The organism is Tianweitania populi, from assembly GCF_014652875.1.
Taxonomy (GTDB): domain Bacteria; phylum Pseudomonadota; class Alphaproteobacteria; order Rhizobiales; family Rhizobiaceae; genus Tianweitania; species Tianweitania populi.
Genome location: NZ_BMZQ01000001.1, coordinates 95,643 through 121,305, shown reverse-complemented (window position 1 = coordinate 121,305; position 25,663 = coordinate 95,643). Strand labels below are relative to the sequence as shown.

General features: G+C 60.9%; 30 protein-coding genes and 1 pseudogene. 3 read left to right on the top strand and 28 right to left on the bottom strand.

Annotated features, from left to right (window positions below; all coding sequences use genetic code 11):
* Nucleotides 1–34 precede the first annotated feature (34 nt).
* From nirK to IE166_RS00585, 6 genes and pseudogenes are all read right to left on the bottom strand, one after another.
* Nucleotides 35–1,153: a copper-containing nitrite reductase gene (gene nirK, locus IE166_RS00610; RefSeq protein WP_189500895.1), complete on the bottom strand. Its 1,119-nt coding sequence runs from the start codon at nt 1,151–1,153 to the stop codon at nt 35–37.
* A gap of 177 nt (nt 1,154–1,330) precedes the next feature.
* Nucleotides 1,331–1,774 (bottom strand): annotated as a pseudogene (locus IE166_RS00605) (SRPBCC domain-containing protein); the annotation flags it as partial.
* Between the two features lie 17 nt (nt 1,775–1,791).
* Nucleotides 1,792–2,133, bottom strand: coding sequence for an ArsR/SmtB family transcription factor (locus tag IE166_RS00600; protein WP_189500893.1), 342 nt, complete (start codon nt 2,131–2,133; stop codon nt 1,792–1,794).
* Between the two features lie 94 nt (nt 2,134–2,227).
* Nucleotides 2,228–2,872: a glutathione S-transferase family protein gene (locus tag IE166_RS00595; RefSeq protein ID WP_189500891.1), complete on the bottom strand. Its 645-nt coding sequence runs from the start codon at nt 2,870–2,872 to the stop codon at nt 2,228–2,230.
* 50 nt (nt 2,873–2,922) lie between these two features.
* Nucleotides 2,923–3,267 carry an antibiotic biosynthesis monooxygenase family protein gene (locus IE166_RS00590; RefSeq protein ID WP_189500888.1) on the bottom strand — a complete coding sequence of 115 codons (345 nt, stop codon included), beginning with the start codon at nt 3,265–3,267 and terminating at the stop codon, nt 2,923–2,925.
* Complete coding sequence (locus tag IE166_RS00585; protein WP_189500886.1) at nt 3,264–3,587, bottom strand: NIPSNAP family protein; 324 nt, start codon at nt 3,585–3,587, stop codon at nt 3,264–3,266. The genes IE166_RS00590 and IE166_RS00585 overlap by 4 nt, the downstream gene beginning before the upstream one ends.
* A 66-nt stretch (nt 3,588–3,653) precedes the next feature.
* Between IE166_RS00585 and IE166_RS00580 the strand changes: the two genes are divergently transcribed.
* Nucleotides 3,654–4,319: an ArsR/SmtB family transcription factor gene (locus IE166_RS00580; protein WP_189500884.1), complete on the top strand. Its 666-nt coding sequence runs from the start codon at nt 3,654–3,656 to the stop codon at nt 4,317–4,319.
* 171 nt (nt 4,320–4,490) lie between these two features.
* A complete protein-coding gene (locus IE166_RS00575) occupies nt 4,491–4,892 on the top strand; it encodes a host attachment family protein (protein ID WP_189500882.1) in 402 nt (133 codons plus the stop codon).
* 84 nt (nt 4,893–4,976) lie between these two features.
* Here IE166_RS00575 and IE166_RS00570 read toward each other — a convergent pair whose 3' ends face one another.
* From IE166_RS00570 to napE, 8 genes are all read right to left on the bottom strand, one after another.
* Nucleotides 4,977–5,153, bottom strand: a complete 177-nt coding sequence (locus IE166_RS00570) for a hypothetical protein (protein ID WP_189500880.1) — start codon at nt 5,151–5,153, stop codon at nt 4,977–4,979.
* 37 nt (nt 5,154–5,190) lie between these two features.
* On the bottom strand, nt 5,191–5,559 hold the full coding sequence (locus IE166_RS00565; RefSeq protein ID WP_189500878.1) for a response regulator: 369 nt from the start codon (nt 5,557–5,559) through the stop codon (nt 5,191–5,193).
* A 263-nt stretch (nt 5,560–5,822) separates the two neighbouring features.
* Nucleotides 5,823–6,518 carry a cytochrome c3 family protein gene (locus tag IE166_RS00560; RefSeq protein WP_189500876.1) on the bottom strand — a complete coding sequence of 232 codons (696 nt, stop codon included), beginning with the start codon at nt 6,516–6,518 and terminating at the stop codon, nt 5,823–5,825.
* Nucleotides 6,515–7,006, bottom strand: a complete 492-nt coding sequence (locus IE166_RS00555) for a nitrate reductase cytochrome c-type subunit (RefSeq protein WP_189500874.1) — start codon at nt 7,004–7,006, stop codon at nt 6,515–6,517. The genes IE166_RS00560 and IE166_RS00555 overlap by 4 nt, the downstream gene beginning before the upstream one ends.
* On the bottom strand, nt 6,979–9,480 hold the full coding sequence (gene napA / locus IE166_RS00550) for a periplasmic nitrate reductase subunit alpha (protein ID WP_189500872.1): 2,502 nt from the start codon (nt 9,478–9,480) through the stop codon (nt 6,979–6,981). Before napA ends, IE166_RS00555 begins: the two co-directional genes overlap by 28 nt.
* Entirely contained in the window at nt 9,477–9,737 is a 261-nt protein-coding gene (locus IE166_RS00545) for a chaperone NapD (protein ID WP_189500870.1), read from the bottom strand. The genes napA and IE166_RS00545 overlap by 4 nt, the downstream gene beginning before the upstream one ends.
* Nucleotides 9,730–10,230, bottom strand: coding sequence for a ferredoxin-type protein NapF (locus IE166_RS00540; RefSeq protein WP_189500868.1), 501 nt, complete (start codon nt 10,228–10,230; stop codon nt 9,730–9,732). The genes IE166_RS00545 and IE166_RS00540 overlap by 8 nt, the downstream gene beginning before the upstream one ends.
* A gap of 5 nt (nt 10,231–10,235) precedes the next feature.
* Nucleotides 10,236–10,451 carry a periplasmic nitrate reductase, NapE protein gene (napE, locus tag IE166_RS00535; RefSeq protein ID WP_189500866.1) on the bottom strand — a complete coding sequence of 72 codons (216 nt, stop codon included), beginning with the start codon at nt 10,449–10,451 and terminating at the stop codon, nt 10,236–10,238.
* 870 nt (nt 10,452–11,321) lie between these two features.
* Here napE and IE166_RS00530 point away from each other — a divergent pair.
* Nucleotides 11,322–12,092, top strand: coding sequence for a GntR family transcriptional regulator (locus IE166_RS00530; RefSeq protein ID WP_189500865.1), 771 nt, complete (start codon nt 11,322–11,324; stop codon nt 12,090–12,092).
* 39 nt (nt 12,093–12,131) lie between these two features.
* Here IE166_RS00530 and IE166_RS00525 read toward each other — a convergent pair whose 3' ends face one another.
* The 14 genes from IE166_RS00525 to IE166_RS00460 form a co-directional block, all read right to left on the bottom strand.
* Nucleotides 12,132–12,908 (bottom strand): aspartate/glutamate racemase family protein, encoded by a 777-nt coding sequence (locus IE166_RS00525; protein ID WP_189500863.1) that lies wholly within the window; start codon nt 12,906–12,908, stop codon nt 12,132–12,134.
* A complete protein-coding gene (locus IE166_RS00520; protein ID WP_189500860.1) occupies nt 12,905–13,678 on the bottom strand; it encodes an aspartate/glutamate racemase family protein in 774 nt (257 codons plus the stop codon). The genes IE166_RS00525 and IE166_RS00520 overlap by 4 nt, the downstream gene beginning before the upstream one ends.
* Before the next feature lie 26 nt (nt 13,679–13,704).
* Entirely contained in the window at nt 13,705–15,111 is a 1,407-nt protein-coding gene (locus IE166_RS00515) for an FAD-dependent oxidoreductase (RefSeq protein WP_189500858.1), read from the bottom strand.
* 52 nt (nt 15,112–15,163) lie between these two features.
* Nucleotides 15,164–16,057 carry an isocitrate lyase/PEP mutase family protein gene (locus IE166_RS00510; RefSeq protein ID WP_189500856.1) on the bottom strand — a complete coding sequence of 298 codons (894 nt, stop codon included), beginning with the start codon at nt 16,055–16,057 and terminating at the stop codon, nt 15,164–15,166.
* 52 nt (nt 16,058–16,109) lie between these two features.
* Complete coding sequence (locus IE166_RS00505) at nt 16,110–16,811, bottom strand: ABC transporter ATP-binding protein (protein WP_210312930.1); 702 nt, start codon at nt 16,809–16,811, stop codon at nt 16,110–16,112.
* On the bottom strand, nt 16,804–17,544 hold the full coding sequence (locus tag IE166_RS00500) for an ABC transporter ATP-binding protein (RefSeq protein ID WP_189500852.1): 741 nt from the start codon (nt 17,542–17,544) through the stop codon (nt 16,804–16,806). The genes IE166_RS00505 and IE166_RS00500 overlap by 8 nt, the downstream gene beginning before the upstream one ends.
* Entirely contained in the window at nt 17,537–18,517 is a 981-nt protein-coding gene (locus tag IE166_RS00495; RefSeq protein WP_189500850.1) for a branched-chain amino acid ABC transporter permease, read from the bottom strand. Before IE166_RS00495 ends, IE166_RS00500 begins: the two co-directional genes overlap by 8 nt.
* The gene (locus IE166_RS00490) at nt 18,517–19,386 is read right to left on the bottom strand and encodes a branched-chain amino acid ABC transporter permease (RefSeq protein ID WP_189500848.1); all 870 of its coding nucleotides are present in this window, start codon (nt 19,384–19,386) and stop codon (nt 18,517–18,519) included. Before IE166_RS00490 ends, IE166_RS00495 begins: the two co-directional genes overlap by 1 nt.
* 70 nt (nt 19,387–19,456) lie before the next feature.
* Nucleotides 19,457–20,671: an ABC transporter substrate-binding protein gene (locus IE166_RS00485; protein WP_189500846.1), complete on the bottom strand. Its 1,215-nt coding sequence runs from the start codon at nt 20,669–20,671 to the stop codon at nt 19,457–19,459.
* Nucleotides 20,672–20,719: 48 nt separating this feature from the next.
* Entirely contained in the window at nt 20,720–21,334 is a 615-nt protein-coding gene (gene leuD / locus IE166_RS00480; RefSeq protein WP_189500844.1) for a 3-isopropylmalate dehydratase small subunit, read from the bottom strand.
* Nucleotides 21,335–21,347: 13 nt separating this feature from the next.
* On the bottom strand, nt 21,348–22,754 hold the full coding sequence (gene leuC, locus IE166_RS00475; RefSeq protein WP_189500843.1) for a 3-isopropylmalate dehydratase large subunit: 1,407 nt from the start codon (nt 22,752–22,754) through the stop codon (nt 21,348–21,350).
* 61 nt (nt 22,755–22,815) lie between these two features.
* The gene (locus tag IE166_RS00470; RefSeq protein ID WP_189500841.1) at nt 22,816–23,739 is read right to left on the bottom strand and encodes a polysaccharide deacetylase family protein; all 924 of its coding nucleotides are present in this window, start codon (nt 23,737–23,739) and stop codon (nt 22,816–22,818) included.
* Entirely contained in the window at nt 23,739–24,686 is a 948-nt protein-coding gene (locus IE166_RS00465) for a polysaccharide deacetylase family protein (RefSeq protein ID WP_210312929.1), read from the bottom strand. The genes IE166_RS00470 and IE166_RS00465 overlap by 1 nt, the downstream gene beginning before the upstream one ends.
* A 1-nt stretch (nt 24,687) precedes the next feature.
* Entirely contained in the window at nt 24,688–25,365 is a 678-nt protein-coding gene (locus tag IE166_RS00460) for an isochorismatase family protein (protein WP_189500839.1), read from the bottom strand.
* Between the last annotated feature and the right edge of the window lie 298 nt (nt 25,366–25,663).

Genomic DNA, 25,663 nt, shown 5'->3' with positions numbered 1-25,663 from the left:
CGCGGGTCATCGCATGTTCGTCAGACCGAACGGGTCAGAAGTTGACGATCGGCGCGGGCGCGCTGACCTGGGTCATCAGGTCGTCGTTCCAGTCGCCATCCACCACGAAGTGTGCCGTCGCGCCGAGTTCGGCTGCTTCGATCAGGTTGTGGTTGACATAGGCATACACGCCCGGCTGCTTGAAGGTGTAGAACGCCGCTCCGGCCGAGCCGCCCCGGATGAACCAGGTTTCCAGATCGCGAGCAGGCTCATTGGCGAACTTGCCTTCTTCCCAGACATAATCGCCATGGCCGCCGATCAGATGCGGACGGGTGTCCCGGTTAGCCTGTGAGTGGACGATCAGGACCTTCTCGCCGACCTTTGCCTTCAGGGCGCTCTCGCCGGTCAAAGCGCCTGCCTTGCCATTGAACACGACGTGGGTGGGCACGAGGCCGCGCATGACTTCAAGCGTTTCGGCGAAGCTTTCGCCGAGCGAGTCGAACTTCTTGAAGTTGCCGGCTTCGTCGCGCGGCACGTAGAAGTCGCTTTCACCGACATAGAACACCGTGTCGTAGGTCAGCGGCTTGCCTTCATGATCCTTGAGGCCGTCGCGGGGCAGAACCATGATCGTGCCGCTCATGCCCGACACGACGTGCCAGGGGATCATGCCTTCCGGTGCACAGTGGTACACGAAGGTGCCCGTGCGATCGGCCTTGAAGCGCAGCACGACCTGTTCGCCAGGATTGACGCGGGTCAAAGCACCGCCGCCCAAACCGCCGGTGGCAGCGTGGAAGTCGATATTGTGCGGCATCTCGTTGGTTTCAGGGTTCACCAGCGTCAGCTCGACATAGTCGCCCTGGTGCACAACCATCATCGGCGCGGGGATCGAGCCATTATAGGTCATGGCCTGCAGAACCGTGCCGTCGCCATCGATGACGACCGGTTGTTCCTTGACGGTCAGCGTGAACTCGATGACCTGCGGACCGACGGACGCGACCTGCTCATGGGCGTGAACGAAAGGCGGAGCAACGAGGTCGACCTTCTTCCTTGCCAGGTTGGCCATAGCCTCAGGCTTGGCCTCTGCCAAAGCAGGAGTTGCGGCTACCGCTGCAATCAAAGCGGCTGCCATCACGCCGGCACCCGTGCCCCGGAGGGCTTCGCGCCTGGTCAACATCGTCGTTCTCCTTTTAGACGTCCGCGACGTCTTTCGTTGCGATGGCGTGACCTTATTGACGTTGCGGGAGGGTTCTTTGATCTAGATCAGATTTGCCGGGGCGTGGGCCTGGAGACCGCCTGGGAGTTTGTTCTGGAACAAACTCCCAGGCGGATCATGCAGCGGCCGATCGGCAAGTCAGCGCGAAGACACGAAACGTTCGAGTTTGGCTAGCGTTTGCTGCCCGAGTTCTTCGGCACCAAAGCCTTTTGCCGTCTGGTATTCGGCGGCCGTGCTGAAGACCATTGTCAGCGTGACCTTGGTTGCACCGCCCGCGTCCTCCAGGGATACGAGGGCATCGGCATGCTTGGGTCCGTTCTCACCCCATAGCAGCGCATAGCCGATACGCTCTTCGGGCTGGACGTCGTTGTAAATGTGGTGGTTAGGGAATACCGTGCCATCCGGCGCGATCATGTCGAAGATCCATTCGCCGCCGCTGCGCAGGTCGATCTTCCTTGTGCGGCAGGAAAACCCTTCCGGTCCCCACCAAAGCGGCAGCGTCTCCGGGTTCATCCAGACACCCCAGACGGCCGCTCGCGGCGCCTGGATGATCCGCTGCAGCACCATGGTCCGTTCCGCTGTGGTTTCGCTTTCGTCAGTCATTCCTCACGTCCTTTCATCGCCTGCATCACAAAAGCATCCAACCGATTGAGCTGTGCTTCCCAAAGCGCCCGTTGCTCATCGAGCCATGTTCGGGCGGGAACGAGAGCCTCCGGCACGATGGCGCAGGTGCGAACCCGCCCATCCTTGGCTGTGGTGATCAGCCCGGCTTCCTCAAGCACGGACAGATGCCGCATCACGGTGGGAAGGCGCAGTCCCGTTGGGCCTGCCAGATCGGTGACGCTGACCGGAGTTTCAGCGAGCTTCGTCAACATCGATCGACGGGTCGGGTCGGCGAGCGCGTGGAACAGCAACGAGAGATCGGTATCATGCTTAGCCATAATGCTAAGTAATACTGATCGTGAATCGAACGCAAGAGAAACTTTGCCGTTTGGCTAAGTGTTCTGTGTTCGGTGATCTGCCGATGGTTGCCGACTAGGCACGGCTGGTGAAAACCGCCAGTTGATCGGCAAAGGCGCGTTTATAGGCAGGGCGTGCCTCGGCGCGGGCGATATAGGCGAGCAGGTTGTTGTGATCCTGCAGGAGGCTCGATGTCGCCAGCCTGCGTAGAACCGTGACCATCAGGAGATCGCCGGCGCTGAAGGCGCCGTCCAGCCATTCCGCGTCGCCGAGCCTGCGGGCAAGCTGATCCAGCCGCTTTCGCACACGTTCATCGAGCATGGGCAAGCGCTCGGTATGCCAGGGTTTGTCGCGCTCGAGCAGTATGGCGGTTTCGCGATCCAGGATTGGCGGTTCCACCGTGTTGAGCGCGCCGACCATCCAAGTGACCGCTCGTGCCCTCCCCTCAGCATTGTCCGGCAGCAAGCCGGCATGGGTTTGCGCGATGTGCCAGACGATCGCGCCGGATTCAAACAGAACGAGGTTGCCTTCCTCGTAGGTCGGGATCTGCCCGAAGGGCTGCAGCTTCAGGAAGGCGGGCTCCTTCATCTCAGTGAAGGAAACGAGGCGAACCTCATAGGGCAAACCGACTTCCTCCATCGCCCAGCGCACGCGCATGTCGCGCGCCAAGCCTCGGCCTCGATCCGGAGAGCTTTCGAAAGCGGTGATCGTGATGGTCATCCTCGTCTCCGGTGCTTGGCCTCATCGAAATCTACAACGATCTCCGCAGATCAGGAATGGAGCGCTCGGCTGTCGTCAGGAGCTTGTTCGCGTTCAGCCATGCCGTAATCGCGAAGGACATCGGCGATCCGCAGGCGATAGTTTGCAAAGACGTGGTCGCGGCCTGCTGCCTGTGCCTTGCGATGGTCCGGCAGGTTGCGCCATTGCGCAACCGCTGCCTCATCGCGCCAGAACGAGAGTGACAGAACCTTGTTCGGCACCGTGAGGCTCTGGAAGCGCTCGATCGAGATGAACCCGTCGATCTCGTCCAGCAATGGCCGGAGATGGGCGGCGATGTCCAGGTAGTCCGCCTTGCCGGATGCGGAGGTCTCGGCTTCGAAGATCACGGCGATCATGCGCCCTCTCCGTGCGGCGCGGAAGCGAGCTTCACGAACAGGCGGTTTTCGCTGCGGATAAAGCCTTCTCGCTTCGCAAAGTGGTAGTTCTCACGACCCAGGGGATCGGCAGCCAGTCGCGCGCGATAGGCTTCGTATTCGGCCAGCGACGCGATCGAATAGATGCCGTAGGCCCTTGTTGCCGAGCCTTCGTGTGGGGCGAAGTAGCCGATCAGGTCGGCACCGCAGCGTGGGATGCATTGGCCCCAGTTGCGGGCATAGATCTCGAACAGCTCGCGGCGGTTCGGGTCGATTTCATACGTGATGACGCAGGTGATCATGTCTGGCTCCTTGATGGATCGAGACTAGCGATTGGCTTCAATGAATGGTTCGACTATGATCGAACCATGACGCATGGTCCCGACATCGCTCGCATCGCAGCTCTGGTGGCCGATCCTGCCCGCAGCGCCATGCTGCTCGGCCTGATGGACGGGTGCGCGCTGACCGCAACCGAGCTTGCAAGCCTCGGCGGGATCACCAAGCAGACTGCGAGCAGCCATCTTGCCAAGCTGGTGGATGGCGAAGTGCTCAGCGTAGAAGCACAGGGCCGCCACCGCTATTTCAAGCTGGCGGGCGCGCATGTCGCGGCGCTTCTGGAAGCGCTGATGGTGTTTTCCTCCGACGCCGTTCCGCCCCTGCGAACAGGTCCGAGAGAGCCCAGCCTGCGCAAAGCCCGCATCTGCTACGATCATCTGGCAGGCGAAATGGGCGTGGCGCTTTACGACCACATGCAGGAAAATGCCTGGGTGGACGACGGCTTGGCTTTGACTGAGAAAGGCTGGCGGCACCTTGCCGTTATCGGCGTGACGCAGGCGGAGCTGCCACGCAGCAATCGTCCGCAATGCCGCGCCTGTCTCGACTGGAGCCAACGGCGGCATCATCTGGCGGGCACAGTCGGCAAGCTGATCCTCGATCGGTTCTTCGCGCTGTCCTGGGCACGACGGCTGCCGAACTCGCGTATCATCAGCTTCAGCCCGGAGGGCGAAAGGCGTTTTGGCGAATGGCTGCGTTGAGGATCACGAAGCGTTCGACCTTCCCCGGCGCAAGGCAGCTGGCGGGGAGCTAGACGGCGGTTCAAGGGTACAAAGCCCTCGTTGGATCCCGTGGCGGCTTTCAGCTGTTCGGATCCTTTGCGGCTCAGAACGGTTTCACCTCCGCTCAATCAAATACGGAAGGTGATTTCGATGGAATTACGCAATGGTGCTCTGGTTGCGGTCGTGGATGGAAATCATCTGAAGCTGTTCAAGAACGCCGGCGATGCCGGGTCGCTCAAGCTGACCGAGCAAAAGACAGGCGACGTCTCATCCGAGAACAAGGGTTCAACCGGGCATGCCAGCAGCTCGGCCAATCCCGACGACAGCCAGCAGGAAGAAGATTCTTTCGCCGCCGGCGTCGCTGAGTTGCTCAACAAGAAGGCTTTGGGTGGATCTCTCGACCAACTGGTCGTGATCGCAGCGCCAAGAACTCTCGGCGAACTACGCAAGCATTATCATAAGACGCTGAGCGCGAAGCTGGCTGGCGAGGTTGCGAAGGATCTGACCGGGCATTCCCTGGCCGATATCGAAAAGGCCGTACAGTCGGCCTGACAAAGGGACCGGTAGTCTTTCGACGTTAGCCGCCGCTCTTCTTTTCGGGAAGGGCGGCGGTGACGCGTTCTGGCCTGGCTTTTTTTAGCCGGTAACCGTATCGCTGGTTTCGCGAAGGGCTGCTTCGATCTCTGTTTGTGACGCTTCAGGGTGCCTTTCCAAAAGCTGCAAAGAAGCTGTTTCCACATCCAGGGGCGTGTCTGATTGGTCGGCTTCCTTGGCGATATCAGCGATTTTTATCGCCAGCTGAAGGTTGGACATAGTTCCCTCCCAAGCGTCATCGAAATGATGCGCGCATTCAGACCTGATGTGTGATCTTCGTGACCAGTTCGGCTTCTTTGTACGGCTTAGCTATAAAGCAGCCCGGCTCGGGAAGCTCCTCGTCACCCGGTCTCAGCCGACCGGATGTGACAACGAGAAGGATGTGCGGCCAACGGTCGTGAACGCAGCGCGCAAGCTCCAGCCCATCGAGCTTGCCCGGCATCTCGATGTCCGTGAACAGAAGTTTGACGTCCCTCGTCGTGGCAAGGATCTGAAGTGCTTCATCGGCTGTGGCAGCCTCCAGCACTGTATACCCATTCTCTTCGAGAACTTCTGCTGCGTGCATGCGCAGAAGTGCCTCATCATCCACGATCAATGCAGTCGGTTTGTCAGCAGCGTTTTCCATCCCGATCAAATGTCGGGGAGGTCCACAGGTTGCAACGTAACTTAACTTTTTCTTAATGTTTGTTAGCTGCCCAATTTTTGCGAGGCATTTATGCAACGCTGAACTTGCGCAGCTACCCCGCATTCTTGCTGAGGCTCAGCGATGATCAATCGTCCCTGTCAGGAAGTTCAGCAGACTACCTTTGATCACAGAGCCCGCACCTTTGGCGAACCAGGCTCGTCCCACGAGGCGGAAGCTGCTGAGGGCAGCTCCCGCCGGTTGACTTATTCGATCTCTTTCGAAGCCAGATAGGCAGCGAGTTGTCCCGTGTCGGTCAGGCCGCTATGCGCCGTCTTGCCTTGCAGCTCGGCGGGAACCTTCCAGCCGGGATCGACGCCTTCCATGTTGGGAAGCTCGTGGGCGATACCCTTGTGGCAGTCTATGCAGGTTGCCTTGTTGGACAAAAGATAGCGCTCGTGAATTTCCGCCGCACGCGTTGTCTGCTTGCTCAAGTCCATGGCCGCGGTGGAATGGCAGTTTCGACATTCCAGACTGTCATTGGCCTTCAATCGCGCCCATTCATGCTGGGCGAGTTCCAGGCGGTGATCGAGGAACTTCTCGCGCGTGTTGATCGTGCCGAACAGCTTGCCCCAGACTTCCTTCGACGCCTGCATCTTGCGGGCGATCTTGTCGGTCCAGTTGTGCGGCACGTGGCAATCGGGGCAGGAAGCCCTGACGCCGGATCGGTTGGAGAAGTGGATCGTGCGCGTCATTTCTTCATAGACGTTCGCCCGCATCTCATGACAGCCCGTGCAGAAGGCTTCCGTGTTGGTCACTTCCAGGGCGGTGTTGAACCCGCCCCAGAACATGACGCCGCCGACAAAGCCGCCAAGCGTCAGGAAGCCCAGGCTCAGAGTGGACGCCGGCGTGGAAACAATGCGCCAGGCCCAAACAAGGATGGACTTGATCCAGCCGATCATTGCTCAGCCCCCGCCGGCTTGACGCCAAGATCGCTCATGTCCTTGAAGACGTTGTCGACCAAAGGACGGCTTTCCGCCTGCGGCACATGACATGCCGTGCAGAAGTAGCGGCGCGGCGAAACGTCCGCCAGCATCTGGCCTTCACGCGTCATGTAGTGGGTGACGCTGATCATCGGCGCGCCCGAGCCTTCGGTCATCTCGCGCCGGTGGCAGGACATGCAGCGGTTGGTGTTCACCGACAGCTGATAACCATCGATCGAATGCGGGATAATCGGCGGCTGATCAGGATAGTTGCGCATCTTGCGGATGTCGTCGACGATCCACTTTGGCATGGGCTTTGCGCCCGCCGTTTCCATGGGGTTCGGCTGGCCGGAGAGTTCCGGCACCGACTGAGCCAGTGCGAACGTCGTCGTCAGCACGCACAAGACCACTGCCGCAAGGGCCCAGCAACGCCGCGCGATCATGCTGAGAGAATCTTGACTGCGCATTTCTTGAAGTCCGTCTGCTTGGAAATTGGGTCGGTGGCGTCCAGCGTGACCTTGTTGATCAGCTGGCTGGCGTCGAACCACGGCACGAAGATCACGCCATGCGGCATGCGGTTGCGGCCCTTGATGTCGACGCGGCTGATGATCTCGCCGCGACGCGATTGGATCTTGACCTGAGCGCCCTGGTTGATGCCGAGCCGGCGTGCGTCGTCGCCGTTCATGAAGCAACGTGCACCGGGGAACGCCTTGTAGAGCTCCGGCACGCGCATCGTCATCGAGCCGGAATGCCAGTGTTCCAGCACGCGGCCGGTGACGAGCCAGAAGTTGAACTCGTCGTCCGGCGATTCTGCCGGCGGCTCATAAGGCGCAGCCAGAATGACGGCGCGGCCATCCTTCTGGCCGTAGAACTTCACGCCCTCGCCTGCCTTCACATAGGGGTCATAGCCCTCGCGATAACGCCACTTGGTTTCCTTGCCGTCGACAACCGGCCAACGAAGGCCGCGCACCTCGTGGTAGGTGTCGTAGGGTGCTAGGTCGTGGCCGTGGCCCCGGCCGAAGCTGGCATATTCCTCGAACATGCCCTTTTGCAGGTAGAAGCCGAAAGCCTTGGATTCACGGTTCTCGTAATCTGGTGAGATTTCCGACAGCGGGAAGCGATCGACCTGCCCGTTCTGGAACAGCACCTCGTACAAGGTCTTGGTCTTGTAGTCGGGGTTCGCGTCCAGGATGTCGGCAGGCCAAACATCCTCGGTGTTGAAGCGCTTGGAAAACTCCACCATCTGCCAGAGATCGGAGCGCGCTTCGCCCGGTGCGTTGACGAGCTGGTGCCAGGCATGGGTCCGGCGCTCGGCATTGCCATAGGCGCCTTCCTTTTCCACCCACATGGCGCTGGGCAGAATGAGGTCGGCGCACATTGCGGTGATGGTCGGATAGGCGTCCGAAACCACGATGAAGTTGTCGGGGTTGCGGTAACCCTTATAGGCCTCGTTGCTGTTGTTCGCGGTTGCCTGCATGTTGTTGTTGACCTGCACCCAATAGAAATTGAGCTTGCCGTCATGCAGCATGCGGTCCTGTTGGACGGCGTGGTAGCCGGGCTTTTCCGGCAACAGTCCGTGCGGCAGCTTCCACAGCTCTTCCGCGTGCTTGCGGTGTTCCGGATTGGTCACCACCATGTCGGCGGGAAGGCGGTGGGCGAAGGTTCCGACCTCGCGCGCCGTGCCGCAGGCCGAGGGTTGACCGGTGAGCGAGAACGGGCTGTTGCCCGGCTCGGAGATCTTACCGGTGAGAAGGTGGATGTTGTAGACCATGTGGTTGGCCCACACGCCGCGAACATGCTGGTTGAAGCCCATGGTCCAAAGCGACATCACCTTGGTCTTGGGGTCTGCATAGAGTTCCGCGAGCTGTTCGAGGTAGCCGCGATCGGCGCCGGTCAGCTCGGCGACCTTGTCGAGCGTGTATTCGGAAACGAACGCCTTGAAGGACTCGAAGTCGCTTGGCGCCATCTCGGCTGCGGTCGCAACGCCCTTGGCCTTCGTCTGAAGCTCGTTGTCATCACGCAGGCCGTAGCCGATGTCGACGGTGGCCGTCATGAACTTGGTGTTCTTGTCGATGAACTCCTGGTTCACCCGGCCGGTCTGGATGATGTGGTTGGCGATGTAGTTCAGGATCGCCAGATCCGTGCCCGGCGTGAAGATCAGCGGAATGTCGGCCAGATCCATGCTGCGATGGGTAAAGGTAGAAAGGACGGCGACCTTCACGTGCTCGTGGCCAAGGCGGCGGTCTGCCAGGCGCGACCACAGGATCGGGTGCATCTCGGCCATGTTCGAGCCCCACAGCACGAAGGCGTCGGCATGCTCGAAGTCGTCATAGCAGCCCATCGGCTCGTCCATGCCGAAGGTGCGCATGAAGCCGTAAGCGGCCGATGCCATGCAGTGGCGGGCGTTGGGGTCCAGATTGTTGGAACGGAAGCCCGCGCGCATCAGCTTGGTCGCGGCGTAACCTTCATGGATGGTCCACTGGCCGGAGCCGAACATGCCGACGGCTGTGGGACCCTTTTCCTTCAGCGTCTTCTTGGCCTTTTCGGCCATGATGTCGAAGGCTTCTTCCCAGGTGATGGGCTCGAACTCGCCTTCCTTATCGAACACGCCGTTGCGCTTGCGCAGCATGGGCGTCGTCAAGCGGTCCTTGCCGTACATGATCTTGGACAGGAAGTAGCCCTTGACGCAGTTGAGGCCGCGATTGACCTCCGCTTCCATGTCGCCATGGGTCGCAACGACCTGGTTCTCCTTGACGCCGACCATGACGCCGCAACCCGTGCCGCAGAAGCGGCAAGGCGCCTTGGACCACTTGATTTCGAGGCTGGACACGCCGCCCGGCACGGACTGTGCCGCGGCCGGCATGGCGATGCCTGCGGTCGATGCCGCGATCGCGGCTGCCTGTGCCTTCAGCACGTCACGCCGCGTGAGTTCTGCCGTCATGCGACATCTCCTTCTTCTGCAATGCTTTGTTCGAAGACCATGTGGGCGGCGATGACGTCGTCCATGGCCGAAATCTGGATCAGCGTGTCGCCAAGGAACCCGGATGTCGGTCCCTCGATCACGGTGACGATCTTGTTGTTTCCGCTGGCATGGACTTCCACGCCTTCGAGTTCACCAAGGCTGGCCGAGATGCGCTCCACCGCCTCGGGCCGCACGACAACCACCGCGCTGGAAATATGATGCACGGCGTCACGCATGGGCTGCTTCCGTTGTTCGCGCCGTCATGGTGATGGCTTGCGTGGGACAGACCGAAATGCAGGCACCGCAGCCGGTGCAAGGATCGGCCTCGATAGAGGGCACGAAGGGGCCGCCGAGACGCGGCTTGAAACGGATCGCCGCCGTCGGACAGGCGTCACGGCAAGCCATGCAATCCACGTAGTTCATGGCCAGGCAGGACGTCGCGATCACCGCGTGATGCGCAAACTGCGTCGCGCGCACGGCCGGAAACACGGGCTCAGGGCAATGGTTCGCGCATTCACCGCAAAACGTGCATTCGCCAGCATCGAAATCGAGCGCCGGAACGCCGTTCTGCATCGAGATGATGCTGGTCGGGCAGGCAGCCGCGCAGTCGCCGCAGTTCGAGCAATCCCGGATGGAGCGATCGGTCACGCCTGGCGGATAAAAGATCGGCCGCGCCCTGACGGATCGCCCCGTCAGGAACCCGCGCCGGGTACTGACAACGTCACGCATGGCTGTCACTCGGCGGAATTCGGCTGGGCCCGAACGATCTCATGCGGGCCGGGAGGGCCGTTCAGGATCTGGTACATCCACACGGAGAAGCCGTAAGTGCCGACCACGGCGACCGCTACGAGCGGCCAAATGCCAAATGCCAGAACGACGAATGTCAGCAGCTCGCGGCGCCGCTTCTGGCGAAAGGACGGGCGCTCCGTCGTATCTGTTGTCTCAACCATGCCTGCTTCCGGTTCATAGAAGGGGTGAAGTGGGTGGGTTGATACAGGCTCTACAAAATACAGCGTGCGATGTCATTGCTCTGGCGCAAAGCGCGACAATAAAGCGCTGAATTAAGCGTCATGGTGATGAAATTGTAAGCACACCCTCATGCAGAGGGCGAGCGCAGCGAGGCTTTGATCTAGATCAAAGCGAAAATATAAAGGCCGATTAGTTTTTATGAGACCGCACTATAGCGCTTGGCTATTCCAGTAATTATTAGAGATATCGTTTTCGCTACTCGAAAATCGAAAAACATCCCGGCTAATCTTTGACACACGACGGATACTTGTTCGCAGTAAGAGCTGACGGCGACTGGCTGGAAGCCAAGTCCGTCGACTTTCGGGTTGCATTTTGGCACCTGAATCCCCTGCAACGACCTCGCTGAAAAAGACGGCAGTGATCTTCTGGTGCTCAGCCGGCCGAAGGCCGGCGATGGGGCAAACGTACCATCCCGTGGCAGCAATCGGCCGCTCATTACGCATTTTTTCGAACGCCGCGGAGCGAATCCATTTCGCAAGAAAGCCGCCATCAACAGTCTGGAACGACCGCTTGCGTTCAAGTCGTCGCAGGTTTGATGCGCATTGATCGCCGCCCGACACGAAGCCAGTTCCAAAAGATATAAAAGATATGATATTAGGACCTGACCTTCGCTGGGTAGGGTGGGCCGCGAGGATGCTCTTCCAAGACAAGACGGCAGATCAGGGGATTGATCTGGAAGCAGAACGAACAAGGGATTGCGGTTGTCGGCGGCGTTTGCGGAACCCGTTGAAGGATCCACGGCCTTAAACGAGCGCTACAGCGGCCCTGCCCGCTGTTTTCAGTGAGACACCATGGTTCAAGTGCATTCTCCTACACCGCTCTACCATCGCATCTATGCGGTGCTGCGGGAGCGGATCGTCAAAGGCTATTATCCGGACGACCGTGCGATCCCCAGCGAGGCGGAGCTGTCGGAAAGCTTTTCGGTCAGCCGCATCACGATCCGCAAAGCCATGGAGATGCTTACTGCCGAGCGGCTCGTGACCCGTACTCGAGGGCGCGGAACCTTTGTCACCAAACGCACGAAGGAGGACGAGTTCAACAAGGCCGTTGTCTCGAACGTCAACAGCCTGTTCAGTTACCTGAACGACGTCGGCAAGAGTACGCGCTTGAAGGTGATCAGCCTGGATCACGGCGAGGCGCCGCCTCGCGTTTGTGCAGAAATGGGTATCGCACCGACCACGGAACTGGTTCGCGCCGTCCGTGTGCGCCTCTTGGAGCGCCGTCCCTACTCGCTGTCCACGGCCTACATCCTGCCTGAGTTTGGAGGGATGCTGAAGCGTCAGGATCTGGCGAAAACCAACATGATCGATCTCGTGCAGCAGGCGGGCGCCACTGTGGAACAGGTCGAGCAGACCATGACGGCGACGCTTGCTGACGACTATGCAGCAAAGCATCTGGAGATACCCGTCGGGGCACCCTTGATGCTGGTCAAGCGCCTGTTCTTCAATGCCGAATTGAAGCCCTTTTACGCGGCCGAAATCTTCTACTGCGCCGACCGCTACGAATACCGCGTTTCGCTTAAGCGCGAAGACGGCAAGGACTTTTCGCTGGGACGGACCTGATCGTCAGGTCCGGCCACCAGGCGGCACAGCTGGACAGGCTCAGCCCTTGGCCGCGTTTTCCGCTGCAGCACCGGCCTTCATCATGGCATGCACCATGTCGAGCCGCGGTTCGACCGGCGCCGGATAAACGTCGCGGCCATGGGTGAGACCGAGGGCCAGGAACGTTTCCATGAGCTTGTAGGTCAGCGGGCCGGGATTGACGACCGGCACCGGCAGATTGGCGGCAAGGTATTCGCCGGCCTGATGCATTGTGGTCGAGCCAAGGCAGATCACCTCCGCGCCGTCTTCCTCGATGCAGCGCATGGCGACATCGCGCATGCGCGGGAACACCTTGTCTTCCTTGCCGTCGAGAAGGTTGGAGAAGTCCGGCGGCTGGTCGAAGCTCCGCACGGAAGCGCATTGCCGGTCGAAGCCATATTCGCGGATGGCCTTGCGATAGCGCGGCAGCGCCGGCTCCCATTGCGCGAGAACGGAGAAGCGCCCGCCAAGCGTCAGCGCGTAAAGCATGGACGCCTTGCCGGCCCCAATGACCGGGATCGACAGCACGGAGCGTAGCGCAACCATGCCGCTGTCCGACATCGTGTCGATGCAAACGGTATCAAACCCTTCGGCTTCGGCATTGCAGCCGGCTTCGAAGATGGCGAGATCCATCAATCCCCAATCATGGGGCGACATGAAGGAGGTCGGGCCGCAGGTCACCGGGCGATAGATGAGTTCCCAACCATCGGGCAGCGGCACATAACCGGATTGCGCTTCACGGTTCCTGACGCCTTCGGCATCCAGCGCGAAGGGAACGATGACGAGGATGCGGGTCATGGGCGTCCCTCCAGATAGGCCGCGCCTGCCGCGCCAATGGCGCGGATCATCTCGTGCTTGGGCGCCAGCGGCGTCGGCCAGGTGGCCTTGCTGTGGGTGAGTTTGAGGTCGACCGCAATCGAGGCAAGCTTGTAGGTCAGCGGTCCCGGATTGATCACCGGTACGCCGATCTGCTTCGACAACCAGCCATGCGCCTCATGCATGGTGGTGGAGCCCAGGATCAGCACCTGCGCGCCATCTTCTTCCACGCACTTCCTTGCTGCGTCGAGTAGCAGCGGGAACACCTCTTCTTCCTTGCCGGACAGGAGGCTCTTGTTGTCCGGCGTCACGCCGATGGAGCGCATGGACGCGCATTTGTGCTCCATGCCGAGTTCGCCCAGCGTTTTCGTGTAGAGCATCTTCCAGCGATCCCACATCATCAGGATCGAGAACTTCTCCCCCAGCATCTGCGCCACGAGCATGGCGTGGCGGCCGGGCGCGATGACGGGAATGGTGAGGACCGAGCGCAGCATCGCCATGCCGCTGTCCGACATCGTGTCGATGCAAACCGCATCGAAGCCGTCCTTCTCCGCGTCGAGCCCGGCGTCAACGATGGAGATATCCGCGAGCACCATGTCGTGCTGGCTGGAATAGTTCTTCGGCCCGACCCGAACCGCCTTGTAGTGGAACTCGATGCCCGGCCCGAGATCGACCGCCTTCATCTGTGCCTGCCGCCGGGCGAGGTCTTCCTCACCCATCGGAAAAGGCACGATCACCAGAACCTTCTTCATGTTTCCTCCCTCGTCGCGTTTGTGGATCAGGCGTCAGCTGCTTCGGCAATTCGTGCAGCGCTCATGCCGGCGAGCCTGCCGAAGGTCGTGGCTGTCAGAAGACCGTTGCCCGATAGGTAGCCGTAGTTGGAATCACCCGAGACTCCGCGCGCGGCACCGCCGCCGGCGAACAGGTTCGGCAAAGGCTCACCGCCTTGTCGCAGCACCCTTGCCTGGTCATCGATGACCAATCCGCCCTGCGTATGGAACAGCGCGCCATTGACCTTCACGGCGTAAAAAGGCGGCTTCAGGACGTCACTTTGGGCGAAGTTTCTCCCGAAACGATCCGGTTTTCCGGCAGAAATCGCCTCTTCAATGGCCTGAAATTCCGCTTTTAGGTGAAAAAGCGGAAGCCCCGTGACCTCGGATAGCTCTTCCACCGTGTCCGCCGTCTTGACCGCGCCAAGCTTGCGAAGCTCGCGATAATCATAAAACCCTTCCGCAGCCTCATGGCCGGACGCGCCGAAGATGTCCCATGCGATGTGATCCGGCTGCGCCGCCACTTCGGCGCCATGCTCGGAATAACCGCGCATTTCATTGGAGAAGCGCTGACCATCCTTGTTCACGAGAATGCCGCCCTTGGTGATCACGGCCCAGGTTAGCGGCAGGGAATGCGGATGGGCGACCGAGCCGTGGCCCTGATACGCGCCCATGTCAGCGGTCGCCGCGCCAAGTGCTGTTCCCCACTTCACGGCATCGCCGGTGTTCGACAGGTGACCGCAACATTCGGCATCGGCAATTTCGGGAATGTATTGGCGCACCATCTGCGCATCGCCCGCAAAACCGCAGCAGGCCAGTATCAGCGCTTGGCAGCCGAGATCTTCGGTTGCACCATCAGACCGGCGGCAGCGCACGCCGACGACGTGACCTGAAGCGTCTGCATAGATGTCCTCGACCGAAGCGCCGGTGATGAGGTCGATGCCGGCATTGGAAACGGCTGCCAGCAAGGCTTGTTCGAGATCGGCGCCCGTGCGGCTCTTGGGCCCATGCATGCGCAGTCGCGAATGGCCGGGATATAGGAAGCCGGTCACCAGCTCGAATTCGATACCATGCTTTTCCATCAGCCAGTCGATCATCGGCCCGGCAGCGCGGGCAGCAACCAACGCCTGATCGTGGGGCGTATGGTCGTGCGTCTTGGCGACGATGTCCGCGGCAAAGAGTTCAGGACTGTCCTCGATGCCGGCTTCTTTCTGAAGCCGGGTGCACGGCGCCGGGATCAGGCCCGCGGAAAGCGAGGTCGACCCGGTCGGGTTCTCGTCCCGCTCCAAAATGATCACAGACTGCCCGGCATCATGGGCCGCCAGGGCGGCGACGAGGCCGCAGGCGCCTGCGCCCACCACCACAACCGGAACTTCGAATTCGAACGTTACGCCTTCGGGACTGAGAAGCGCCATGATCAACCTCTTGTTCGACGGGCGGAGGCGCGCTGCGCCTCCTTGAAAAGCCTCAGTAGCCGGTGCGGCTGTTTTCCGGCGTGCCGTAGCGCGCTTCCAGCTCCTGAACCTCAGCCATGCGTGCCGTGTCGAAGAACTGCTTGAAGCTCATGACGTTGGGGGCAACCGAGGCGATCGACTCTTCCGTCTTCATGATCTCGAGGGTCTTGCGCGCGGCCTCCATCGCCGAAAGCAGCAGCCAGTTCGGATAGATGATCAGCTTGAAGCCGAGTTCCTCGATTTCCTCACGCTTCAGGAACGGCGTCTTGCCGGAGGTCGCCATGTTGTAAAGCAGCGCAATACCGGGAAAGCGCGGCGCGATATGAGCGAGGTCGTCAGGACCGGGGCTTTCGATGAAGATCACGTCTGCACCCGCGTCGCGGTACATTTCAGCACGGTCGAAGGCAGCATCACGGCCGTCCACCGACAAGGCATCCGTCCGCGCGATCACCACGAAGTCCTGGTCGATGCGGGCGTCGACGGCTGCCTTCACCTTGGCGACCATGTCGGCTGCTGGAACGAGCTGCTTGCCCGAAAGGTGACCACAACGCTTGGGCAGCACCTGATCTTCCAGATGGATCGCGGCAACCCCGCCACGCTCGTAGAGCTGGATTGCGCGACGCACATTGAGCGGTCCGCCGAAACCGTTGTCGGCATCGGCGATCAGCGGAACGTCCGAGGCATCGGCGATGCGCGTGGCGTTGTCGACCATCTCGGTCATGGTGAGAAGGCCGACATCGGGGTAGCCGAGACGGGTCGCCGACGTGCCGGCGCCGGTCATATACATGGCCTCGAAGCCTGCTTCCGCGACGAGACGGGCATACATGGCGTCAACCACGCCGGGAGCCATGACAGCTCGCTTGCCTGCAAGCGCCTGCCGCAAGCGCTTTGTGCGCGTTAAGGACATGGTGTTCTCCAATTCATTGTAGAGCCAGGCTGTGATTGCGCGTCCGGCGCATTCACATGCCGAGATAAGCCTGCCGCAGTTGCGGATCGGCAAGCAGCGTTGCCGCCTCGCCTTGCATGACGAAGCGGCCCTGTTCGAGGACGTAAGCGCGCTTGGCGACACCGAGCGACTGCATCACATTCTGCTCCACCAAAAGCACTGCGACGCCATCGGCGTTGATCTTGGTGATCAGCGCAAACATCTCCTCCACCATGAGCGGGGACAGGCCGAGCGACGGTTCATCGAGGATCAGAAGGTCGGGCTCCGACATCATGCCCCGCCCGATCGCCAGCATCTGCTGCTCGCCGCCCGACAGTGTTCCGGCCGACTGGCCAAGCCGCTCCTTCAAACGCGGAAAGATGGTGCAAACGCGCTCGAAGTTCTGCTCGACCCTGGCTGTTGCGCGGCGATAGGCGCCGAGCCGAAGATTTTCGCGGATCGTCAGGTTCGGAAAGATCTTGCGGCCTTCCGGCACCTGGGCGATGCCCGCGGCCACGATCTCGCTCGGCTTGCGGCCGTTGATAACCTCGCCCTTGAAGCTCACGGAACCGGCTGTCGGGCGGATGAAGCCGGAAATGACGTTGTTGAGCGTCGTCTTGCCGACGCCGTTGGAGCCAAGCAGCGCGACGATTTCGCCGGCTTTCACCTGGAGATCGAGCCCCTGAAGAACCGCCATCGAGCCGTAGCCGGCCTGGATACCCGAAATCTCAAGCATGGTGTTCATCCTGCAGGCGTGCGGCCGCGCCGTGGCCGAGATAGGCTTCGACAACGGAAGCGTCCTTGACCAGGTCGCGCGGCGGTCCGTGTGCGATCAGCTTACCCTGGTTGAGGACGTAAGCCGTTTCGGCGAGGCTCATCACCGCCTGCATCACGTGCTCGATCATCAGGAAGGTGTGGCCTTCCTCGCGGATCTGCCGGATAATGCCCACGATCTCGTTGATCTCGGAGGGAATCAGACCCGCCATGACCTCGTCGAGAAGCAGCAGCTTGGCGCCAGTGGCCAAGGCACGGGCGAGTTCCAGGCGCTTGCGCCCGGCGATGGTGAGCGAAGATGCAGGTCGATCGAGCATGTTGCCCATGCCGAGCCGCTTGCCGACGTCGCGAGCGAGCGCCATGGCTTCCTGGCGCTCATGGTGGTGCAGATAAGCGCCGACTGCGATGTTTTCCTGCACCGTCAGCCCGGCAAAAGGCTGCACGATCTGGAACGTGCGGATCATGCCGCGTGCGCAGATCTGGTGCGGCGGCAGGCCTGTGATGTCCTTGCCCTCGAATGTCACGCTGCCTGCATTGGGCTTGGTGAAGCCCGCGATCATGGTGAAGCAAGTGGTCTTGCCCGCACCGTTAGGGCCGAGCAGCCCGACGATCGATCCTTCCGGCACATCCAGCGAAACATCGCTGACTGCTTGCAGCCCGCCGAAGCTCTTCGAAAGATTACGGACCTCAAGCATGGTCGTCATCCTTCCGGCTGTTGAAGGTTCCAAAAAGGGCGGCCAGGCCCATCAGGCCGCGTGGGAGAAGACGCACCGCGCAGATCAGAACAATGGCATACAGCACGAAGTTGAGGCCCGGCGCATTTGGAAGGAGATGCTTGGCGCCTTCGCTCAGGAGATGCAGGCCCAGCGTTCCGATCAACGGTCCCCAGACAGTCCCGGCACCGCCAATGATGGGGCCGATCAGCGCTTCGATCGACACGGCGCTGCCGTAAACAACCGTGCTGTCGATGAAGAGGAAGAGTTGAAGATAAAGAGCGCCGGCGAGGCCGCCGAAAGCGCCCGAGATCACCATCGCCTGAACCTTGATCTTGTAGGTGTCGATGCCGAGCGCGCGGGCTGCATCCTCGTTTTCGCGAATGGCGACCAGATAGGCGCCGAAACGGGACTTCTTGATGAGCAAGGTGAGGAGCATCACAAGCGCCACGACAACCAGAAGGATCGTGTAGAACACGGTGCGATCCGGGAACTGCAGCGTTCCGACGCCTGGGTCGAGCCGCAGCTGCAAGCCGCTGCCGCCACCGGTGATGGCGAACGACGAGGCGCAGATGCGCAGCACTTCGGCGAAAGCCAGCGTCACCAGGGCGAAGTAGGAGCCCTTGAGACCGTAACGGAAAGCCAGCGCCCCGATAAAGCCGCCCATCGCCGCGCCGGCAATGATGCCAAAGCCGAACGCGATCCAGGCATTGACGCCGAACTGCACCTGAAGGATCGCGGATGCATAGGCGCCCGTGCCGTAAAGCGCGGCATGGCCGAAGGAGGACATGCCGCCGAAGCCACCGGTGATGTTCCAGGACAGAGCGATAATCGCGACGATGAGCGCGTTGATCGTGAAGCCGATCCAGACCGGCGAGGACATCAGGTAAACGCTGAGGAGGTAGGCGCAGGCAGCGACAACCAGCGCGATTTGACCAGCAGACTGAAGTTTCATCAGCGTCCCACCTTGCCCAGCAGACCGGACGGCTTGAACAAAAGGATCAGGATAAAGGCGACGAAGATGCCGATCTGGCCGAGGCTCTCACCCAGGAAAAGACCGCAAAGGGATTCGATCACGCCAAGCAGCAGGCCGGCGATGAGCGCACCGAGCAGGCTGCCCATTCCACCGAGAACAACCGTGGTGAACGCGACCAGCACGAAGGTGTAGCCCACCTGCGGCGTGACATAGAAGGTCGGCAGAAGAAGGCAGGCCGCCAGGGCCACACAGGCCGTGCCGATGCCGAAGCAGACGGCATAGGTGTGGTTGACGTCAATGCCGACGAGCTCGGCGCCGCGCTTCTCGATCGCCACCGCCCGGATCGCCGATCCTGTGCGAGTGTGCGCCATAAAGAGCCACAGAAGCGGTGCTGCCGCCAAGGCCGCACCAAAGGCGATAACGCGGCCGAGCGGCAGAAAGGCGCCGAGGATCTCGACCGTGTCATAGGCATAAGGGATGTCGACGGATCGGGTGTTCGAGGTCCAGAAATACAGCGCGAGATTGTCGATGATCATCGACAATGCCAGCGTGATCAAAAGAACGTTCTGTTCCGAGCCGCTGCTCATGGGCGAGATCAACCCGCGCTGCAGCGCATAGCCCAGGGCAAAGAAGACCGGCAGCACGATCGGGATTGCCAGATATGGGTCGATGCCGAGATAGAAGTTCAGGAAATAGACCGCGAACAGTGCCAGCATCAGCAGGCTGCCATGCGCGAAGTTGATGATATGGAGCACGCCATAGATGAGGGTCAGGCCCAGCGCTATCAGCGCATAGACCGCCCCCATCATCAGGCCGCTCAACACGGCAGGCAAGATCAGACTCGACATCAGGTTCGCTCGAAAAAGTTGCAAATGAAAGCTCCGGCGACGATTGCCCGCCGGAGCTTCGAGCCGGCTTTTACTTGGCCGGGATCGGGAACACCGGCTCGGCGCTTGCGAATTCCTTGGGGAACACAAGCTCGATCTTTTCGCCACGGATCTGCGTGTTCACGGGCCGTGAGTTGACGTTGTCGCCGTTGACGAACTTGGTAGGCCCATAAGGCATGATCGACTGGTCGAAGGTGGAGGCGGCAAGGGCTTCCAGCATCTTCTTGCGATCGTCCGAGCCGCTGCGCTCCAGCGAATCGGCAATGACCTGCACCGTGGCGTAGGACACCATGACATCGTAGGTCAGATCCAGACCCGCTGCGGAAGCCGCCGCAGCGAGGGCTTTCGAGTCCTCCTTGTTCGGATCGTACCAGTGATTGCAGTCCATGACGTACTGCGCAACTTCTTGGTTTTCGCGGACGAACTTGATGTTGGAGGCCGCCCCGCCGAGGATCGAATAGATCGCCTTCAGTTCCACGCGCTGCTGGCGCAGCGAACGAGCCATCAGCGTGTATTCGTTGATGTAGTTCGACGGGATCAGGATATCGGCCTTCGAGGCCTTTACGCGCAGCGCAATGTTGGAAAAGTCGCGATGCGGCGTCGGATGCGAGATGGTTTCCACGACTTCGATGCCCTGCTTGGGCAGCTCCGCAGCCATGATCTTCGCCATGTTGGAACCGAATGGGCCGTCTTCATGGACGATCGCCGCAGTCTTCACGACGTTGCCGGCGCCCTCGTTCAACAGCTTTAGGTTTTCAAGCGCGACGCTGGTGCACTTGTTCACGCCCGGCGTGAAGCGGAACACGTTGGGAAGTCCGCGCTGGACGATATTCTCGGCGGTGCCGATGGAGAAAACCTGCGCCAGATCATATTTCGCGGCTGCTTGCGAGGAGGCCAGACCGAGCGCGGAGGCCGTTGCGCCGGTAAAGGCGACGACACCGGCCTGAGCAAGCGTATCGACCGATGAAGCGGCGACTTCTGGGCGGCTTTGCGCATCCACCACGACCAGCTCGATCTGAGCGCCGTTCATGCTCTTGATGCCGCCGGCAGCGTTGATCTTGTCGGCAGCAAACTTTGCGCCGGCCGCACTCTGCGTGCCGTTGTAAGCGAGGTTGCCGGTGAGCGGCTCGAGCACGCCGACCTTCACGGTGGCGCCTTGTGCACGCAGGATGGACGGTGTCGCGAGCGTCACGGCCAGCGCACCAGAGGCTTTCAAGAGGTCACGGCGATCAATTCTGAAGTTCATAAACAGTCTCCCATTGTTCGACGGCGCTTATTTGCGCTGGTTCGTCCGTCAGCGACCCAGCCATGGATGAGATGCAATCCGCGCTTGTTCGAAAGCCTGGATCTGCTCGGCGTAAGTGAAGGTCATCTCGATCTCATCGAGCCCGCGCAGGATGCCCTCGCGCGCAAAAGGATCGATGCTGACGGGATGGGTGCCCAGATTGGCTGGAAGGATCACCTCGCTTTTTTCGAGGTCGACGGTCACTTCCGCATCCGGGAACTCGGCGAGATGTTCGGCAAGCGCGTCGCACAGCGCGAGCGGCAGACGAACCGGCACGACGCCGTTCTTCAGGGCATTGTTGTAGAAGATATCGCCAAAGCTCGGCGCGATCAGTGCGCGAATGCCGTGATCGACCAGTGCGTAGACCGCGCCTTCGCGCGAGGATCCGCAGCCGAAATTGTCTTCGACGAGCAGGATGGTCGCGCTGTCTGCACCGGGCTTGTTCAAGGGGAAGGCAGGGTCGAGTTCACCGCTTTCATCGCGACGAATGTCGTGGAACAGGAACTGGCCATAGCCCTGCGCACGATCCGCCTTGAGGAAGCGGCCGGGAATGATCTGGTCGGTGTCGCAGTTCACGCCGGGAACGGCGACGAACCTCGATGTCTCACTGGTGAAGGCTTTCATCCGATCCGCTCCCTCACATGCGCCGCACATCGGTGAGACAACCGCTGATGGCAGCGGCTGCCGCCATTGCGGGGCTGACCAGATGCGTGCGTGCGCCTGGACCCTGGCGGCCGACGAAATTACGGTTCGAGGTGGAGGCACAGCGCTCGCCCGGACCGACCACGTCGCCGTTCATCGCCGCGCACATGGAGCAGCCGGACTCACGCCATTCGAAGCCTGCTTCCTTGAAGGTTTGGGCCAGTCCTTCGACCTCCGCCTGTTCCTTCACCTGCGTCGATCCGGGCACGACGATTGCGGGGATCACCGCTTTGCGACCCTTCAAGACGGAGGCTGCAGCGCGCAAATCCTCGATGCGGCTGTTGGTGCAGGAGCCGATGAAGACCTTGTCGAGCTTGAGCCCGTCGAGCGGCGTGCCGGGGGCCAGTTCCATATATTCAAGCGACTTCGCGGCAGACTTGCGCTTGTCGGCATTGTCGAAGATCGTGGGGTCCGGCACGCGGCCGTTGATCGCAACGGCATCCTCAGGGCTTGTGCCCCAGGTTACCATCGGCGCGATCTCGGCGCCCTCCAGCACCACTTCGCGGTCGAAAACAGCGCCTTGGTCGCTGACGAATTCGCGCCAATGCGCAACCGCCGCATCCCATTCCTGTTCGGACGGCGCATAATGCCGGCCTCGGACATAGGCAAAGGTCGTCTCATCGGGCGCAACCATGCCGAAGCGGGCGGCGGCCTCGATCGACATGTTGCACAGCGTTAAGCGCGCTTCGATGGAGAAGTTACGGACCACCGGGCCGGCGAACTCGATGGCATAGCCGCCCGCACCGGCCGCACCGATCTTGGCGATCAGCGCCAGCATCACGTCCTTGGCGGTGACGCCCTGACCCAGCACCCCATTCACGGTGACCCGCATGGTCTTTGGCTTCAGCTGCCACAAAGTCTGCGTCGCAAGCACATGGGCGTTTTCGGATTGACCGATGCCAAACGCGATCGCGCCCAGCGCGCCTTGTGTCGACGTATGACTGTCGGAGCAGACGATCGTCAGGCCTGGGAGCGTGATGCCTTGTTCGGGTGCCACGACATGGACGATGCCCTGCTCCCGGCTGGTCAGGCCGAAATGGCGCAAACCGCCCCATTCCATGTTTTCGTCGAAGGTGTCGATCATACGGGCGATGGCCGGGCTGGCGGCATCTTCCGAGCGCCGACCGAGCGTCGGCACATAGTGGTCAGCAACGCCGAAGATCTGCTTGGGACGGCGCGGTTTCAGGCCGCGACGCTTGAGATCGGCGAAGGCATGGAAGCTGCCTTCGTGGATCATGTCCCGGTCGATATAAAGCAGCGACGGCCCGGCCGGATGGCGCAGGATCTCATGCTCATCCCAGATCTTGCCTAGCATCGTGCGAGGTGCGGCATTGGCTGCCATGATCGTCTCCACTTGAAGGTCCGGCGCTGGCAAAGGCTGGCGCCGAAACCCTGATGCGAGCTCAGTTCGACGCGCGAAACGCCGCACAGATCTCGCCAGCCGGTGCGTTCCACACACCGTCATGCGAAAGGATGTAGTCGAGGACTTCCCGCAGATACTCGATGCGGTAAGGCATGCCGGACACCCAGCTATGCAGCGGCAGGCTCATCACCCGACCGCCGCCTTCAGCGCTTTCGCGGTAAAGCACGTCGAAGCGATCCCTGACCTGCTGAACCCATTGCGGCTCGGACTGGAAATACTCGTCCGCCACAACCCGATCGTCGGTTTCATAGGCGAGCGGCATGGCGACCAAAGGCCCTGCCCCGGTCCGCATCTCGTAGGGCAGATCGTCATTGGCCCAGTCGAGGCCGTAGGCGACGCCGTTGCGGGCAAGGATGTCGGGCGTGTTGAAGCTCTGAGCCCGGCCCGGCGACAGCCAGCCGGTGACCGCCTGCCCGCTTTCCTCGCGCAGGAGGCGCAGGGCTTCGACCACGATTGCGTTTTCCTCCTCCTCGGACAGGCCGGAATGATGCACCTTGCCCATGTCGAGGCCGTGGGCGACGATCTCATGGCCGCCTTCAACAACGGCGCGCAGCAAAGCCGGATAGCGCTTGGCGATGATGCCGTTGATCGCGAAGCTGGTCTTCAAACCCTTTTCGGCCAGGAGACGCAGCACCCGGAACACGCCGACCCGATTGCCGTAGTCGCGATTGGTATAATAGCGGAAGTCCGGATAAGGCATCGACAGCGCGCCAGGCGCCTTGAAGGGCTTGGACGGCATGTCGAGCGGGAAATACTGGACATGCGTGACCAAGGACAGCGCGATCCGCGCGCCGTTCGGCCAGGCAATCGGCTTGCGCTGGAACATGTCCGACCAATCATAACGGTCGTGATCCATGCCGTAGCGGCGATGCGGGTATTCGAGATAGTTGTCGGGCAGCGGCATCAGCGTGATCCCCCTTCCGCCTTATGCGCCGCCATGGCGGCGTTGAAGGCGTCGTAAGCGCCTGATGCATGATAGGCTTCGGCGATCTCGCGACCCGTCGTCTGCCAAACGCCGTCATGGCCAGCGATATATTCGATCGCTTCGGCAAAGGCATCGATGCGGTGCGGCTGGCCGACAAGGTATGGATGAAGCGGGATGCACATCACCGTGCCGCTTTCCGCACCTTCCTTGTAGAGCTGGTCGAACTGGCGCTTGATGATCTCGCCGTAATGGCGCGGCGTCACCTTCTGGGTGTTGTAAACGATGACGTCGTTCATCTCGAGCGAATAGGGCATCGAGATCAGTCTGCCGCTCTTGACCTTGACCGGCATGGGCTGGTCGTCATGGAACATGTCGCAGGTATACTGGATGCCGGCTTCCGACAGGATGTCCATGGTCCAAAAATTGTTCGACAGCGCCGGCGACAGCCAGCCGGCAAGCTCCTGACCAGTATGCTTGCGCACCGTATCGAACGCGTCGCGGATGATCTCCCGCTCCTGTTCGATCGTCATGTTGTAGACGTAGCGCGTGTTGTAGATGCCGTGAGAGAAGAACTCCCAGCCGCGATCCGCACATGCCCTTATGATCTCGGGATGGTGGTCGCACAGCGCGACGTTGAGCGACACTGAACCTCGAAAACCGGCGCGATCCATCGCCGCCATCATCCGCTGCCAGCCGACGCGGTTGCCGTAGTCGCGGTGCGAGTATTGGAGCACGTCCGGGTTCGGCCGCGCCCATGGGGTGCGGGTCGGATTGTTCGGCGGATCGTATTCATAGAACTCGATGTTCGGCGCAATCCAGACGGCGATCTTCTTGTTGCCCGGCCAGACGATCTTCGGTCGCTCGTTCCAGGGCAGATAGTCGTAGAGACCGAGATCGGATTGCATAGGTTTTGCGTCAGCGGCCATCTCAGCGCGCCTCCGGCTGGTACGCCTCGTACCAGGCGATCGCTTCGGCAACCGGGATCACGTCGCCATACTTCACCGAAATGTCGTAGAGATTGGCGAAGTGCGGGCTTTCATGCTTGTCGGCGACGCATTCTTCCGGGACCACAACCCGGTAGCCGCGCGAAATCGCATCCACCACACAGGCGCGTACGCAGCCGGAGGTCGATCCGCCCGTGATCACCACCGTGTCGCACTGATGCCAGACCATGAGAGATTGCAGGTTCGTCTCGTGGAACGGCGACGCCATGCGCTTGTTGATGACGATGTCTTTCACATGGTCGATCTTGAGGCGCGGATCGAACTCCGCGCGGCGCGAGCCGACCTTGATGTTCTGCAAGGAGTCCGGCGTGTCGGTGCGCGTTCCCCACACACCGCAATCCTCGCCCGAATCCATGTAGGCGACATAGGTCCAGGTGATCGGAAGGCCCTTCTGCCGCGCCAGATCGGCCAGCGCGTTCACATAATCGAGCTGCTTGGGATCGGTCTCATAAGCCGTCGCGAACTCACCGACGGCAGTGTAAGCACATTGAAGGTCGATATTGATCAGCATCGGCTTACGCCCGAAACCGAAACGCCTGCGCGTCGGGTTGGCCTTGGCATGCTCGAAAAGCTGGCGTGCCGTGAGCGATGACGTTTCCATTGCTGACCTCCTGTTCCTCCTGAGCCGGCATCCGCGCTCCGACCGGAAAGATGTTCCAGGCCGGCGCATGCAAGCGCATCAAGATTTTATTGTTATCACTTTATACCATTTGTAAAGTTCAAAAATGAGCCTGTTCAGTGCTTCTCTCAACCCGCATATTTTGCGTGCATTTGGCGCTGAGATGGGCACTTGCCATGGAAGATTGTCGCGCTTGCGGGACTGGATCTAGGCGGCTTTTCGCAGCCGTTCCCTGGCGGCTTTATCAGTCGCACCACGCCTCTCAAGTCGCCCGCTATGC